The sequence below is a fragment of the Paraburkholderia sp. genome (genome assembly GCF_036488505.1).
GTDB lineage: Bacteria > Pseudomonadota > Gammaproteobacteria > Burkholderiales > Burkholderiaceae > Paraburkholderia.
The window spans coordinates 1-13,861 of the sequence record NZ_DASXHN010000293.1; the positions used below are offsets into that span (position 1 = coordinate 1).

Sequence of the window (13,861 nt, forward strand, 5' to 3'; positions counted from 1 at the left end):
CCGGATGCGCGAAGTAGTGGGTGACCGCGTCGACCTGCTGGTTGAATTGCATCGCCGTCTTACGCCGGCCGAAGCGGTGACATTCACGAATGGCATCGAAGTCGACACGCCAATGTTCGTCGAAGATCCGATTCGCCCTGAAAACGCGGACGCAATGGCGCGCGTGGCTGATCGTATTCGCGTTCCTATTGCGACCGGTGAGCGCTTTTGCACGATCTACGAATTCCAGGCGCTGCTCGCACGTAATGCGGTCGAGTACGCGCGCGTCGACGTCGCGGTGTGCGGCGGCATCACCGGAGCCAAAAAAGTGGCGGCGATGGCCGAAGCACACCATGTGCAGGTGGTGCCACACAATCCGTTGTCGCCGATCGGCCTCGCCGCATGTTTGCAGGTTGCTGCCGCGATTCCCAATTTTGCGATTCAGGAATACGCAACGGGGTTCGAAGCCGGTGTGTTCGAATCCACCGGCACGCATCTAGGCAGCGATATTGTCGACGAGGTGCCTTTGCCGAGAGAAGGTTTTGTGGATATTCCAAGCGGGCCAGGGCTTGGCATGGCGCTGCTGCCTGACGCACAGAAGATCCGGCCGCCGCTCGTCAAGCCGATTTCGATGCGCCGGCATTTCGATGGATTCGTAGTTGATCAATGATCGCGCATGTTCGAGCCTGAGCGCGGGAGCAATGCGTTCATTCCGACGCTTGCTTTGAAGCCGGCCTGTGCTGTGGCGCGTCTGCGGCGAGGCTCGCTTCGCTCGACACCTCGCGCAGTTCGTCGGCGATGATGCCGATCAGCGCTTCGGCGGCCGCGCTCAACGGCCGGCGCGGATGACTGATGCGCACGATATGGCGCACGATGCGCGGCGCGAGGATCGGATACGCGCGTAGCGTGCCCTGGCGCACCGCGCGTTCGACCGCGATGCGCGGCAGGATCGTCGCAAAGCGCGTGGCTTCGACGAGCTTGACGATCGTACTCAACACGTCGATTTCAAAGCGTGGCGCGAGCAGCACGTCTTCGTGCTGTGCAGCCGTGTCGAGCACGCCGCGCAGGCCATGACGCTTGGTCGGCAGCACCAGTTCAAGCTCAGGCAGTTTCGCCAGTTCGATCGAATGCGGCAGTTCAGGGCCGTGTTCCGCACTGGTGACGAGCACCATCTCCTCGTCGAGCAGCGGCTGTGCATCCAGCGACAGACGCGCGCGCGGCTTGTTGATCAACGCGGCATCGAGCTGACCGCCCGAGACCCAGTCGATAAAGGTCGCGCTGTAGCCATCGGCAATCGTCACCTCGACATGCGGATAGCGCGCGTTGAAGCGCGACAGCGAATCGGCGAGCACGCTCTCGGTCACCGAGGCGATCAGTCCGATCGACACGTGCCCGGTCACCACCTCGTCGCGCTGCACGAGCTGCTGGCGCGCGTGGGCCAGATCACGCACGATCGGCAGAAACAGGCGGTACATCAGGCGGCCCGCGGCGGTGGGCGCCATCCCGTGCGCGCCGCGCTCGAACAGTTGCTGATGCAGTTCTTCCTCCAGCCTCGCGATCTGCATGCTCAGTGCCGGCTGCACGATGTTCAGACGTTTGGCCGCGCGCGTCACGGAGCCGTCCTCGAACAGCGCGATGAAATACTGAATCTGTTTCAGGTCCATGTCGGGTCCATGTCGAGTCCGTCCCGGAGTCCGGAAAGGGGCGGTTGTTGCACCGGTTGTTTGCATCCTGGCGCCAGGCGGTGCTCGAATCCAGCGCTGGCACCGCATCAGAAAAAACAATAACCGGGCGGCATGCTATCAATCTAAGTAGAAACCCGAGTCGTGAACTCGGCCATTCCTAAGCCCCTGAATTGCAGGGGTTTCGTCTGTTCAACGGCATCTCGAACATTGATAACCGACGCCTGTCCGGACGTCATCAGGGCTAACGCGGATATCAGGGCTAATGATAAAAGACATCAAAAAACAGTATTAGAACTTATAAGGCGCTCTCGGTACGCTTTCATGGAGCTGAGGCTTCGCGACCCGACACAGTCGCTCTGGCAGCCGCACGCACATGCAAGGAGACTTCGATGAACGCACGTGATGCCGCACGAAACGGCACGCTTCAAGGCCGCCCGGCAGCGCAGGACGCAGCGCCGACATTGCGCCACTGGCTCGAGCGTCTGTCCGCGACCGGCCGTCTCGCGACGATCGCCCGGCCGGTCGCGCTCGAACACGAACTCGCGGCCATCGCCAAGCGGCTGGACGGCCAGCAGGCGGCGGTGTTCCTCGCGCCCGGCGGTCACGCGGTTCCGGTGGTGAGCGGCTTCATGTCGAAGCGCGCGTGGATCGCCGAAGCGATGGGCGTGCCCGAGGCCGGCTTGCTCGCGCGCTTTCGCGAAGCCGCTGAACACCCGCTGCCATGCAAGGAAGTGGACCGCGCGGAAGCAGTGTGCCAGCAGGTCGTTCATAGCGAAGGCATCGACCTGCACGCGTTGCTGCCAATCCCGACCCACAGCGAGCACGACAACGGCCCGTACATTACCGCTGGCCTCGTGATCGCTCGCAATCCGCGCACCGGCGTCCAGAACGTGTCGATCAACCGGATCCAGGTGCACGGTCCCGACCGCATGGCAATCCTGATGCTGCCGCGCCATCTGCTGGCGTTTTATCAGGCGGCCGAAGCCGCCGGCGAGCCGCTCGACGTGGCCATCGCCATCGGTGTCGACCCTTTGACGATGCTGGCCTCACAGGCCATTTCTCCGATCGACAACGACGAGCTCGAGATCGCCGGTGCGCTGCACGGCGCACCGCTGCCGGTCGTGAAGTGCCTGACTCACGAGGTACGTGTGCCGGCTTTTGCGGAGATCGTGATCGAAGGCCGCATTCTTCCCAACGTGCGCGAGCCGGAAGGCCCGTTCGGCGAATTTCCGAAGTACTACAGCGCGCGAGAGGCGCGCGAAGTGATCCAGGTCACCGCGGTCACGCATCGCGAGCGCCCGATCTATCACACCATCGTGCCGGCTGAAATGGAGCATCTGCTGCTGGGCGCGATTCCACGCGAAGCGACACTGCTGTCGCATCTGCAACGCAGCCATCCTGCGGTGAAGGACGTGGAACTGTCGGTGGGCGGCGTGTGCCGCTATCACCTGTGGGTGCAGTTCGACAAGAAGCGCGAAGGCGAAGCGAAGAACGTGATTCTGTGCGCGTTCGGCGCGCACTACGATATCAAGCAGGTGGTGGTCGTCGATACCGATGTCGACGTGCACGATCCGGGCGAAATCGAATGGGCGATCGCCACACGCTTTCAGGCGGACCGCGATCTCGTGATCGTCGCCGGCGCGCAGGGTTCGCCGCTCGATCCGTCGACCACCGTTGGCCAGCCTGAAGACGCGCCGCCGCATCTGCAGGGCATCAGCGCGAAGATGGGGCTCGATGCGACGCGCCCGGTCGACTACCCGGCGCACGTGTTCACGCGTGTGCGGATTCCCGGCGAGGACCGCGCCGATGTCGCGCAGCTCGTCGCCGCGAGCAACACCGACTTCGCGGCTTATCTCGGCGTCGGCGATCTGGCCGGCGAGGCCTGAGCGGAGCATCACGATGCAGTCAACCCAACAGCGGCAGCGGATCGTGGTCGGCATCTCCGGTGCGAGCGGCGCGGTGATCGGCGTGCGGCTGCTCGCTGCGCTGCGCCGCGTTGGCACCTGTGAGACGCACCTGATCGTCTCGCCTTCGGGCGCGATTACCGCGGCGCAGGAACTGGGCCTCGCGCGCGCTGATCTCGACGGGCTTGCCGACGTGGTGCACAACGTGCGCGACATCGGCGCATCGGTGGCAAGCGGCTCGTTTCTTACCGCCGGCATGGTGATTGCGCCGTGTTCGATGAAGACGCTTGCGAGCGTGGCCAACGGATTTGCCGACAACCTGCTGACGCGGGCCGCCGACGTGATGCTCAAGGAGCGCCGCCGGCTCGTGCTGGTCGCACGCGAAACGCCGCTCAATCTCGCGCATCTGCGCAACATGACGCTCGCGACGGAAATGGGCGCGATCGTGATGCCGCCGGTGCCCGCGTTCTATGCGCATCCGCAAACCGTCGACGACATCGTCGACCACACGGTAGGCCGGATTCTCGACCTGTTCGGCATCGAGCATCGCGAAATCGCGCGCCGCTGGAGCGGCCTCGCGGACGAATTCGGCGCACGCGGCAATGATGCGACCGATGCGACCGATGTGGCTCGAGAGCCGTCAGACCAGCAAGGAGCAGGGGCATGAATCAGCGCAACAGTGTTGCCGACGTGGCCGTCGAAGACCGGCGCATGACGCGCGGCGACGTCGAAGCCGAGCAAGCGATGCCGGCCGCGCGGCCGCGGCATGTGGGACGTCCGATGGAGCGTCTCGAGGATCCAGCGATCCTGACCGGGCGCGGACGCTACGGCGACGACATCGCGGTGAAGCCGGGCACCTTGCACGCGGCGGTGCTGCGCTCGCCGCACGCGCATGCTGAATTGCGCGGCATCGACACAACCGCCGCGCAGAACCTCCGCGGGGTGCGTGCGGTACTGACCCGTGACGATCTGTCCGCCTGGTCGCGACCGTTCGTGGTTGGCGTGAAGTCGCCGATGGAGCAATGGGCGCTCGCGGTGGATCGCGTGCGCTATGTCGGCGAGCCGGTCGCCTTGGTGCTGGCCGAGTCGCGCGCGCTGGCCGAAGACGCACTCGATCTGATCAAGGTCGACTATCTGATGTTGCCGCCATTGACGTCGATCGAAGCGGCCATCGCCCACGATGCACCGTTGCTGCATCCGAAGGTCGGCAGCAACGTGATCAGCGATCGGCAGTTTCGCTATGGCGAGCCCGAGGCCGCATTCGAACGCGCGCCGCATCGCGTGCGCGTCGAAGCGCACTATCCGCGCAACACCTGCGCGCCGATCGAATGCGGGGTTGTGATTGCGGAGTATCTGTCGGGGGACGAAGGCTACGACGTCACGTCGAACTTCATGGGGCCGTTCTCGCTGCATGCGGTGATGGCGATGGCGTTGAATGTGCCGGCGAACCGTCTGCGCCATAAGGCGCCGCGCGATTCGGGCGGCAGTTTCGGCGTCAAGCAGGCGCTGTTTCCGTATGTGGTGCTGATGTGTCTTGCGTCGCGCAAGGCTGGCGCACCGGTGAAATGGGTCGAGGACCGGCTCGAACATCTGAGCGCCGCCACGTCGGCCACCGCACGCTTCACGATGCTCGAAGCCGCCGTGGAAGACGATGGCCGCATCACCGCACTGTCGTACGACCAGATCGAAGATTGCGGCGGCTATGTGCGCGCGCCGGAACCGGCGACGCTCTACCGGATGCACGGTTGCCTGACCGGCGCCTATGCGATCCCGAACCTGTTGGTGCGCAATCGTCTGGCGCTGACGACCAAGACCCCGACCGGGCTGGTGCGCGGCTTCGGCGGACCGCAAGTCTATTTCGCGCTCGAACGCCTGGTGCAGCGCATCGCGGTCGAGTTGAAGCTCGACGTGCTCGACGTTTACCGCCGCAACTTCGTGCCAGCCGACGCGTTTCCGTATCGCGCCGCAGCGGGAGCCTTGCTCGATTCCGGCAACTATCAGGAAGCGTTGCGCCGCTCGCTCGCCGAGGGCGGCTACGCCGAACTCGCGGCGCGCCGGGAGGCCGCGCGCCGCGAAGGGCGGCTGTATGGGATCGGCTTTGCGGCGATCGTCGAACCGTCGGTATCGAACATGGGCTACATCACCACCGTGATGCCGGCGGATGCGCGCAGGAAAGCCGGTCCGAAGAGCGGCGGGATTGCGAGCGCAACGGTCAGCGTCGATCTGCTCGGCGGCGTGGTGGTGACCGTCGCGTCGACGCCGGCCGGGCAGGGGCATATGACCGTCTGTGCGCAGGTCGTGGCCGATGTGCTCGGTCTCGAGCCGAAGGACATTGCCGTCAACGTCGAATTCGATACGCACAAGGACGCGTGGTCGGTCGCGGCCGGCAACTATTCGAGCCGGTTTGCCGGGGCCGTGGCCGGCACCGTGCATCTCGCGGCCAGGCGGGTGCGAGACAAGATCGCGAGGATCGTCGCCAGGCAACACGGTTGTGTGCCGGAAGACGTCTGCTTCGAGGACGGCCGCATCTACGTGAAGGGCCATCAAGACCGCGCGCTGCCGTTCGGCCGCGTGGCAAGCAACGCGCCGCACTGGGCCCCCGCGCTGCTGCCCGAAGGCGAAGAGCCGGGACTGCGCGAAACGGTGTTCTGGAACCCGCCTCACATGGACGCGCCCGACGAACAGGATCGCATCAACACGTCGGCTGCCTACGGCTTTGCGTTCGACATGTGTGGCGTCGAAGTGGATCGCGCGACGGGGCGCGTTCGCATCGATCGCTATGTCACCGCGCACGATGCCGGCACGCTGCTCAATCCGGCGCTCGCCGACGGCCAGATTCGCGGCGCGTTCGCGCAGGGCCTAGGCGCGGCGCTGATGGAAGAATTCCGCTATGGCGCGGACGGCAGCTTCCTGTCGGGAACGCTCGCCGACTACCTGATACCGACCACCTGCGAAGTGCCCGATCCGGTGATCGTGCATCTGGAGACGCCGTCGCCGTTCACCCCGCTCGGCGCGAAGGGTCTCGGCGAGGGCAACAACATGAGCACACCGCCGTGCATCGCCAATGCGGTCGCCGACGCGCTCGCCATCGAAGACATCCGTCTGCCGCTGACCCCGGCGAAGGTGATGAGCCTGATCGGCATCGATGATCCGCCGCCTTCGCGCCCCGAGTTGCGCGAGGCCGCATCAGCCGCTGCGCCACGCAAGCCGCTCGATGGCAAGGGCAAGGCGCTCACCGCACAGGGCAGCGTCGATCTGGACGCCACGCCAGAGGCGATCTTCGCGGTGCTGATGGACCCGCGGGCGCTGGCGAAGGTCATTCCCGGCTGCCATGCGCTCGAATCGACCGGGCCGAACCAGTATCGCGCGGACGTGACAGTCGGCGTCGGCATGATCAAGGCGCGCTTCGAAGCACAGATCGGGCTGTCGGATATCCAGGCGCCGGAACGTCTGCGGCTGGCCGGTGCGGGTATCTCGCCGCTTGGCAGTGCTCGCGGTGAAGGGCTCGTCGTGTTGACGCCGATCGCAAAGGGCACACGGCTTTCGTACGACTACGAGGCGCAGGTATCGGGCAAGGTCGCCGCGGTCGGCGGCCGGATGCTCGAAGGCGCCGCGAAGGTCGTGCTGCGGCAACTGTTCGAATCGCTTGGGCGGCAGGCGTCCGGCAAGCCTGTGGACGGGGCCCGTGCCAGTAGTCCATCAGGCGGCTCGTGGCTGTCACGCGTTCTGGGATGGTTCAGGAGTAGGTCATGAAACCGGCGCCGTTCGATTACCTGCGTGCCACCAGCACGCAACATGCGCTCGAAGCCTTGGCTCACGGCGGCGAAGACGCCCGCGTGCTGGCAGGCGGCCAGTCGCTGATGGCGGTGCTGAACATGCGCCTCGCGCAACCGCGCTGGCTCGTCGATATCTCGCGGACCGAAGAGCTCGATACCGTGCGCGTCGATAACGACGCGGGGCGACTCATCGTGGGGGCGGCCGCGACGCAAGGCAGCGTCGAATGGCGCAAGTCGCTGCGTGACGAAGTCCCGCTGCTCGCGCTTGCATTTCCGCACATCTCGCATTTTCAGATTCGCAATCGCGGCACCGTGTGCGGCTCGATCGCGCATGCCGATCCGAGCGCCGAACTGCCTCTGGTGCTGGCAGCTCTCGGCGGCGACGTGCTGCTGCGCTCGACGAAGCGCAAACGCACGCTCGCCGCGGAGGATTTTTTTCAGGGGATGTTGATGACCGCGCGTGAACCGGACGAACTCGTCGAGGCGGTGCGGTTCCCGCTGAAGAAGCCCGGCGAGCGTTATGGCTTCACGGAATTTTCCGCGCGGCATGGCGATTTCGCGCTGGTGTCGTGCGCGGCGGTGGTCACCGACGACGCGATCCGGATCGCCGTGGGCGGCGTCGCCGACCGACCGGTTGTGGAGCACTGGCCGCGTCTGCAGCATGACGACCTGCGCGGTGCATTGAATGATCTGAGCTGGAAACTGGGTGCCCAGGACGATGCGCATATCAGCGCGCGCTACCGCAGGCATCTGGTGCGGCAACTGGGATGGCGCGTGATCGAGGAGGCGAAATGAGCAGAACCCCTGAAAACACCGGGGTGCAAGGTGTCCACCAGCGCGACGAGCGGCGGCGCATTACGTTGACGCTCAACGGACGCGAGCGTAGCGGCTTTTGCGAACCGCGCGATCTGATGAGCGATTTTCTGCGCCACGAGCTGGGCGCGACCGGTACGCATGTCGGCTGCGAACACGGCGTATGCGGTGCCTGTACGGTTCGTGTCGACGGTGTAGCCGCGCGCTCATGTCTGATGCTGGCCGTACAGGCAGATGGCCGCCGTATCGATACGGTGGAAGGCCTCGCGCCGGACCAGACGCTCGGCGACCTGCAGCAGGCATTCCAGCGCCATCACGCGTTGCAGTGCGGGTTCTGTACCGCGGGCATTCTGATGTCGTGCGCGGATTATCTGTCACGCGTACCGGACCCCACCGAAGCTCAGGTGCGCGACATGCTGTCGGGACATCTGTGCCGTTGTACGGGCTACACCCCGATCGTGGCCGCCGTGCTAGACGTGGCCGCGCGCCGGCGCGCATCGCGCGAGCAAGCGGAGGCGAGCCATGCTTGATCTCGGCCGCACCTTTCTGCAAAGCGTGGAGCGCAGTCCGAACGCGCTCGCGCTGATCGATGGCGATGTGGCGCTGACTTACGCGCAGTGGCACGAGGTCATCGTCAAAGTCGCGCAGGGGCTAGGCGGGCTCGGGCTCGCTCGCGGCGACCGGCTGCTGGTCGTGTTGCAAAACCGCTGGGAAATGGCGACGCTGCATTGGGCCTGCCAGCTCACGGGCATCGTGATCGTGCCGCTGAACTGGCGTGCCAAGCCCGACGAGCTCGACTATTGCGTGAGCGATGCGGGCGTGAAAGCACTCGTCTACGAGCCGGTGTCGGCCGACGCGGTAACCGGAAGCCCGGCGGCCCAAACGATCCCGCGCGTGGCGCTCGATGGCGCTGCGGGTTCGACGCTGGTCTTCGATGCATTGCTCGCCGGGCTTGCCTCTGTCTCCGCATCTGGGTCTGCCTCTGCCCCGGCCAGCGGCCCGCAAGCCAGTGCCGACGACTATTCGCTGTTCCTGTACACATCCGGCACCACCGGCAAACCGAAGGGCGTACCGCGCCGGCATCGGCAGGAACGCGCGGCGGCCCTCGCGCACGTCGCACAAAACCTCTACCGGCACGGCGAGCGCACGCTGGGCGTGATGCCGCTGTATCACACGATGGGGGTGCGCTCGCTGCTGTCGATGGCGCTCGTCGACGGGCTGTTCGTCTGCATCCGGCGCTGGAATGCGGCGTTCGCGCTGCAGTCGATCGCAGCGCATAAGCTCACGTGCCTGTACCTGGTGCCGACGCTGTACCACGATCTGCTCGCCGCGCCGGGATTCGCGCAGACCGACACGGGCTCGGTGACCAAGCTCGGCTTCGCCGGCGCGCCGATGAACGACGGGCTGCTCAAGCGGCTGTCGGCGGCGTTCAGGCCGGAACTGTTCGTCAACCACTACGGTTCGTCGGAGGTCTACACGTTCAGCATCGACCAGCACGCAACCAAGAAACCGGGCAGCGCGGGACGCGCCGGCATCAACACCCGGTTGCGCGTCGTCAAGCTCGATGCGGGCGTACCCGACGATCTCGCGGCGGTGGGCGAAGAAGGCCAGATCATCGTCGACCTGCTCGGCGACGAAGCGTTCGAAGGCTACTGGAACCGCCCCGATGCGAACGCCAAAGCGCTGCGCGACGGCTGGTACTTCACCGGCGACACCGGCTACTTCGATGCGGACGGCGATCTCTACGTGACCGGCCGCGTCGACGACATGATCATCAGCGGCGGCGAAAACATCTCGCCCGTCGATATCGAATCGGTGCTCTCGCTACACCCGGCCGTGGACCAGGTGGCCGTCGCCGGTGTCAAGGACGAGCGCTGGGGCCAGCGGGTGGTCGCGTTCATCAAGCGCAACCAGTACGTCGACGCGCAGGCGCTCGATGAATTCTGCCGCACCTCCGAGCTGGTCAATTTCAAGCGGCCGCGCGAGTACGTGTTCGTCGACGACATCCCCAAGTCGCCGGTCGGCAAGATCCTGCGCCGCAAACTGTCAGCGGGCGAATACGAGCTCGAACCCGGCATCACCGCCAACAACCTGACTACAAACGTAAGCACGAAGGAGTAGCACATGACTGACCTGATACATCGCGGCCAGACGCTGCTGCAGGAACTCGACGGCTTTTCCATCGAGATCGACGCGGCCCGTGAGCGTGCCGACATCATCCTGCACCGTCCGCCGTTCAATGTGATCTCGATGCACGCGCGCGATCAGTTGCGTGCCGCGTTCGAAGCGCTCGACGACGACGATCGGGTGCGGGTGATCGTTCTGCGGGCCACAGGCGAGCATTTCTCGAGCGGTGGCGACATCAAGGGCTTTCTTGAAGCGTCGCCCGAGCACGTGTCGAAGCTCGCATGGAACGTCGCCGCACCCGCGCGTTGCGCGAAGCCGGTGATTGCGGCCAATCGCGGCTTCTGCTTTGGGGTGGGCTTCGAGCTGTCGCTTGCGTGTGACTTCCGCATCGCCACCGACACCACGTTCTACGCGCTGCCGGAACAGAAGCTCGGGCAGATTCCGGGTTCGGGCGGTTCGGCGCGTCTGCAGAAGATGGTCGGCGTGGGCCGCACCAAAGACATCGTGATGCGCTCGCGTCGCATTCCGGGCAAACAGGCGTACGAGTGGGGCATCGCAGTCGAGTGCGTGGCCGACGCGCAGCTGGAAGCGGCGACCGATGCGCTGGTCGATGAATTGCGCGCGTTCTCGCCGCTCGCGCAACGCACGGCGAAGAAGCTGCTCAACGACACCGAAGACGCGCCGCTGTCGATTGCGATCGAACTCGAAGGGCACAGCTATAGCCGTCTGCGCAGTTCGGACGACTTCCGCGAAGGCGTCGAAGCCTTCCACGGCAAACGCAAGCCGGTGTTTCGCGGCAGTTGATTGCGTCGGACGCCGACGCGGGCGTCGTCAATAAAACAAAGGAGACAGGCATGGAACGCGCAATCCGGCGTTTCGATTATGTGATCGTCGGCGGTGGATCGGCAGGCTGCGTGCTCGCGCACCGGCTATCGGCCGTGCCATCGGTCAACGTCGCATTGATCGAGGCGGGTGCGGATACGCCGCCGGGCGCCGTGCCCGAGGCGATCCTCGACAGCTATCCGATGCCTGTTTTCCACGGCAACACCTACATCTGGCCGGAGCTGCGGGCGCGGGCCACGCGGCAGTCCGCGCCGAAAGTCTACGAGCAGGGCCGCGTGATGGGCGGCGGCTCCAGCATCAACGTGCAGTCGGCCAACCGCGGCCTGCCCCGCGATTACGACGATTGGGCCGAGAGCGGCGCGAAAGGCTGGGCGTGGGACGACGTGCTGCCGTACTTTCGCAAGCTCGAGACCGACCTGACGTTCCCGTTCGGCCCGCTACACGGGGCGGACGGCCCGGTGGCGATCCGCCGCATCATGCGCGGCGAGTGGCCGCCGTTTTGCCACGCGTTTGCCGACGGTCTGCGCAGCAAGGGTCTTGCCGAGCTGCTCGATCAGAACGCCGAATTCGGCGATGGCTTTTTCCCCGGAGCGTTTTCAAACAGGAACGACGAGCGCGTGTCGAGCGCCACGGCCTATCTCGATGCCGCCACCCGCCAACGGCCCAACCTGCAGATCTTTTCGCAGCTTCGCGTAGAACGCATCGTGATGGAGGGCGTCACGGCGCAAGGCGTGATCGCGGTTTCGGCGCACGGTGAGCGCCAGTACTTCGACGCGGCGGAGACCATCGTGTCGGCAGGTGCGCTGCAATCGCCGGGGCTGCTGATGCGCGCCGGTATCGGCGCTGCCGACGAGCTTCGCGCGCTCGGCATCGACTGCGTGCTCGATCTTCCGGGTGTCGGGCGCAACCTGCAGGACCATCCATCACTGACGTTCTGCCATTTCCTGGCGCCGCGCTGGCGCATGCCGCTCACGCGCCGTCGCGCCAGCATGACGGCCGCACGCATGAGTTCCGGCGTGCCCGGCTGCGAAGTGTCGGACCTTTATCTGTCGAGCGCGACGCGGGCTGCATGGCATGCGCTCGGCAACCGGCTCGGGCTGTTTTTCCTCTGGTGCAACCGGCCCTATTCGCGGGGCCGCGTGCAGCTCATGTCGAACGATCCATTCGCCGCGCCCAGAGTCGATCTGAACCTGCTGGACGACGAGCGCGACGTGGCGCGGCTTGCCGCAGGCGTGCGCATGCTGTCTCGCGTGGTGGCGGCAGCGGGTCTGGGCGGCGACTCGAGGGACTTCTTTCCAGCGGCGTTTTCGCCGCGCGTCAAAGCGTTATCCCGCGTGAGCAAAACCAACGCGGTCCTCACCTCGCTGCTCGGCCTGTTGCTCGATACGCCCGCGCCGGTGCGGCGTCTGCTGGTCGAACGGTTCTTCACGCGCGGCGTGCGGATGTCCGCACTGCTCGCCGACGAACGCGCGCTGCAGGCCTTCATCCGCGCGAACGTGTTCGGCGTATGGCACGCGAGCGGCACCTGCCGGATGGGCGACGCGCGCGTGCGCGACGCCGTCACGGACAGCGAGGGTCGCGTGCATGGCGCACAGGGGCTACGCGTGGTCGATGCATCGCTGATGCCGCGCCTGCCGTCGGCCAACACGAATATTCCCACCATCATGATCGCCGAAAAAATCGCCGACGCGATGGTGCCGGGGCCGCGCTTCGCGGCGCCCACGCAGGTAGCACGGAACTGCGGGGCGGCGTCGCCGGCCTGAGTTCGCCACGTATTTCGTCAACGCAAGAAGAACGCGCTGTGTCCGTCGTGCGGGCCGAAGCGCGTCGCTCGCCCAGGTGTCCCCTTCGGGGCGCCTTTGCATTAACCAGGAGATCATGATGTCCATTGCCGCACAAAATGGCACTGCGGTGCCCGCAATCAATAACCGCCAGGTGATGGGCGCGGTCGCCGCGTCCTGTCTCGGCTGGGCGCTCGACCTGTTCGATCTGTTCGTGCTGTTGTTCGTGGCGCCCGTGGTCGGCCGGCTGTTCTTTCCATCCGAACATGCGATGTTGTCGCTGGCGGCGGTGTACGCATCGTTTGCGGTGACCTTGCTGATGCGTCCGCTCGGCTCCGCGCTGTTCGGTTCATACGCGGACCGTCGCGGACGCAAGGGTGCGATGATCGTCGCGGTCGTCGGTGTCGGGTTGTCCACGGCCGCGTTCGGGTTGCTGCCTACTGTCTCGCAGGTGGGCATCCTCGCGCCGATCCTGTTCCTGCTGCTGCGTCTCGTGCAAGGTGTGTTCGTGGGTGGCGTGGTGGCGTCGACGCACACGATCGGAACCGAATCGGTCGCGCCCAAATATCGCGGCGCGGTGTCGGGGCTGATCGGCGGCGGCGGCGCGGGTCTGGGCGCGCTGCTCGCGTCGCTGACCTATCTCGCGATGTCGACGCTGTTTCCGGGCGACCTGTTCCAGGTGTGGGGCTGGCGCTGCATGTTCTTCACCGGGATCATCAGCTCGGTGCTCGGACTCTTCGTCTTCAACAGCCTCGAAGAATCGCCGTTGTGGAAGAAGCTCGCCGCGGAAAAGGCCGCGCGTGCCGCCGCCGACAAGACGCGTGACGCGCCGGTCGAGGTGGTTCGCTCGCCGATCCACACGCTGTTCTCGCGCGACTATCGTTCGATCCTGTTCGTCAACCTGCTGCTGACGATCGGCGGCGGCAGCGGTTATTACCTGACGTCGGGTTATC

11 protein-coding genes are annotated in these 13,861 nt (G+C 65.6%); 10 read left to right on the top strand and 1 reads right to left on the bottom strand.

Annotated features, from left to right (window positions below; all coding sequences use genetic code 11):
* On the top strand, window positions 1-649 hold a 649-nt coding region (locus VGH68_RS17520), incomplete at its 5' end, for a mandelate racemase/muconate lactonizing enzyme family protein (protein WP_331604921.1).
* Between the two features lie 37 nt (window positions 650-686).
* Here VGH68_RS17520 and VGH68_RS17525 read toward each other — a convergent pair.
* The gene (locus VGH68_RS17525; RefSeq protein ID WP_331604922.1) at window positions 687-1,643 is read right to left on the bottom strand and encodes a LysR family transcriptional regulator; all 957 of its coding nucleotides are present in this window, start codon (window positions 1,641-1,643) and stop codon (window positions 687-689) included.
* 410 nt (window positions 1,644-2,053) lie between these two features.
* On the opposite strand from VGH68_RS17525, the gene VGH68_RS17530 reads away from it, so the two are divergent.
* The 9 genes from VGH68_RS17530 to VGH68_RS17570 all read left to right on the top strand — a co-directional run.
* Window positions 2,054-3,550: a UbiD family decarboxylase gene (locus tag VGH68_RS17530; protein WP_331604923.1), complete on the top strand. Its 1,497-nt coding sequence runs from the start codon at window positions 2,054-2,056 to the stop codon at window positions 3,548-3,550.
* Window positions 3,551-3,563: 13 nt separating this feature from the next.
* Entirely contained in the window at window positions 3,564-4,235 is a 672-nt protein-coding gene (locus VGH68_RS17535) for a UbiX family flavin prenyltransferase (protein ID WP_331604924.1), read from the top strand.
* Window positions 4,236-4,279: 44 nt separating this feature from the next.
* Complete coding sequence (locus VGH68_RS17540) at window positions 4,280-7,321, top strand: xanthine dehydrogenase family protein molybdopterin-binding subunit (RefSeq protein ID WP_331604930.1); 3,042 nt, start codon at window positions 4,280-4,282, stop codon at window positions 7,319-7,321.
* The gene (locus tag VGH68_RS17545; protein WP_331604925.1) at window positions 7,318-8,139 is read left to right on the top strand and encodes an FAD binding domain-containing protein; all 822 of its coding nucleotides are present in this window, start codon (window positions 7,318-7,320) and stop codon (window positions 8,137-8,139) included. Before VGH68_RS17540 ends, VGH68_RS17545 begins: the two co-directional genes overlap by 4 nt.
* Window positions 8,136-8,687, top strand: coding sequence for a (2Fe-2S)-binding protein (locus tag VGH68_RS17550; RefSeq protein WP_331604926.1), 552 nt, complete (start codon window positions 8,136-8,138; stop codon window positions 8,685-8,687). Before VGH68_RS17545 ends, VGH68_RS17550 begins: the two co-directional genes overlap by 4 nt.
* A complete protein-coding gene (locus tag VGH68_RS17555; RefSeq protein ID WP_331604927.1) occupies window positions 8,680-10,278 on the top strand; it encodes an AMP-binding protein in 1,599 nt (532 codons plus the stop codon). The genes VGH68_RS17550 and VGH68_RS17555 overlap by 8 nt, the downstream gene beginning before the upstream one ends.
* A 3-nt stretch (window positions 10,279-10,281) precedes the next feature.
* Window positions 10,282-11,088 (top strand): enoyl-CoA hydratase/isomerase family protein, encoded by an 807-nt coding sequence (locus VGH68_RS17560; protein WP_331604928.1) that lies wholly within the window; start codon window positions 10,282-10,284, stop codon window positions 11,086-11,088.
* A gap of 50 nt (window positions 11,089-11,138) precedes the next feature.
* Window positions 11,139-12,890 (top strand): GMC family oxidoreductase, encoded by a 1,752-nt coding sequence (locus VGH68_RS17565; RefSeq protein WP_414696958.1) that lies wholly within the window; start codon window positions 11,139-11,141, stop codon window positions 12,888-12,890.
* 118 nt (window positions 12,891-13,008) lie between these two features.
* Window positions 13,009-13,861, top strand: an 853-nt coding sequence (locus tag VGH68_RS17570) for an MFS transporter (RefSeq protein ID WP_331604929.1), incomplete at its 3' end; no start/stop codon positions are given.

Excerpts from the sequence above, each read along its gene's own strand:
- VGH68_RS17525 (WP_331604922.1), bottom strand. The coding sequence starts at position 1,643 with ATGGACCTGAAACAGATTCAGTATTTCATCGCGCTGTTCGAGGACGGC.
- VGH68_RS17545 (WP_331604925.1), top strand. The coding sequence starts at position 7,318 with ATGAAACCGGCGCCGTTCGATTACCTGCGTGCCACCAGCACGCAACAT.
- VGH68_RS17555 (WP_331604927.1), top strand. The coding sequence starts at position 8,680 with ATGCTTGATCTCGGCCGCACCTTTCTGCAAAGCGTGGAGCGCAGTCCG.
- VGH68_RS17565 (WP_414696958.1), top strand. The coding sequence starts at position 11,139 with ATGGAACGCGCAATCCGGCGTTTCGATTATGTGATCGTCGGCGGTGGA.
- VGH68_RS17540 (WP_331604930.1), top strand. The coding sequence starts at position 4,280 with ATGACGCGCGGCGACGTCGAAGCCGAGCAAGCGATGCCGGCCGCGCGG.
- VGH68_RS17535 (WP_331604924.1), top strand. The coding sequence starts at position 3,564 with ATGCAGTCAACCCAACAGCGGCAGCGGATCGTGGTCGGCATCTCCGGT.
- VGH68_RS17530 (WP_331604923.1), top strand. The coding sequence starts at position 2,054 with ATGAACGCACGTGATGCCGCACGAAACGGCACGCTTCAAGGCCGCCCG.
- VGH68_RS17560 (WP_331604928.1), top strand. The coding sequence starts at position 10,282 with ATGACTGACCTGATACATCGCGGCCAGACGCTGCTGCAGGAACTCGAC.
- VGH68_RS17550 (WP_331604926.1), top strand. The coding sequence starts at position 8,136 with ATGAGCAGAACCCCTGAAAACACCGGGGTGCAAGGTGTCCACCAGCGC.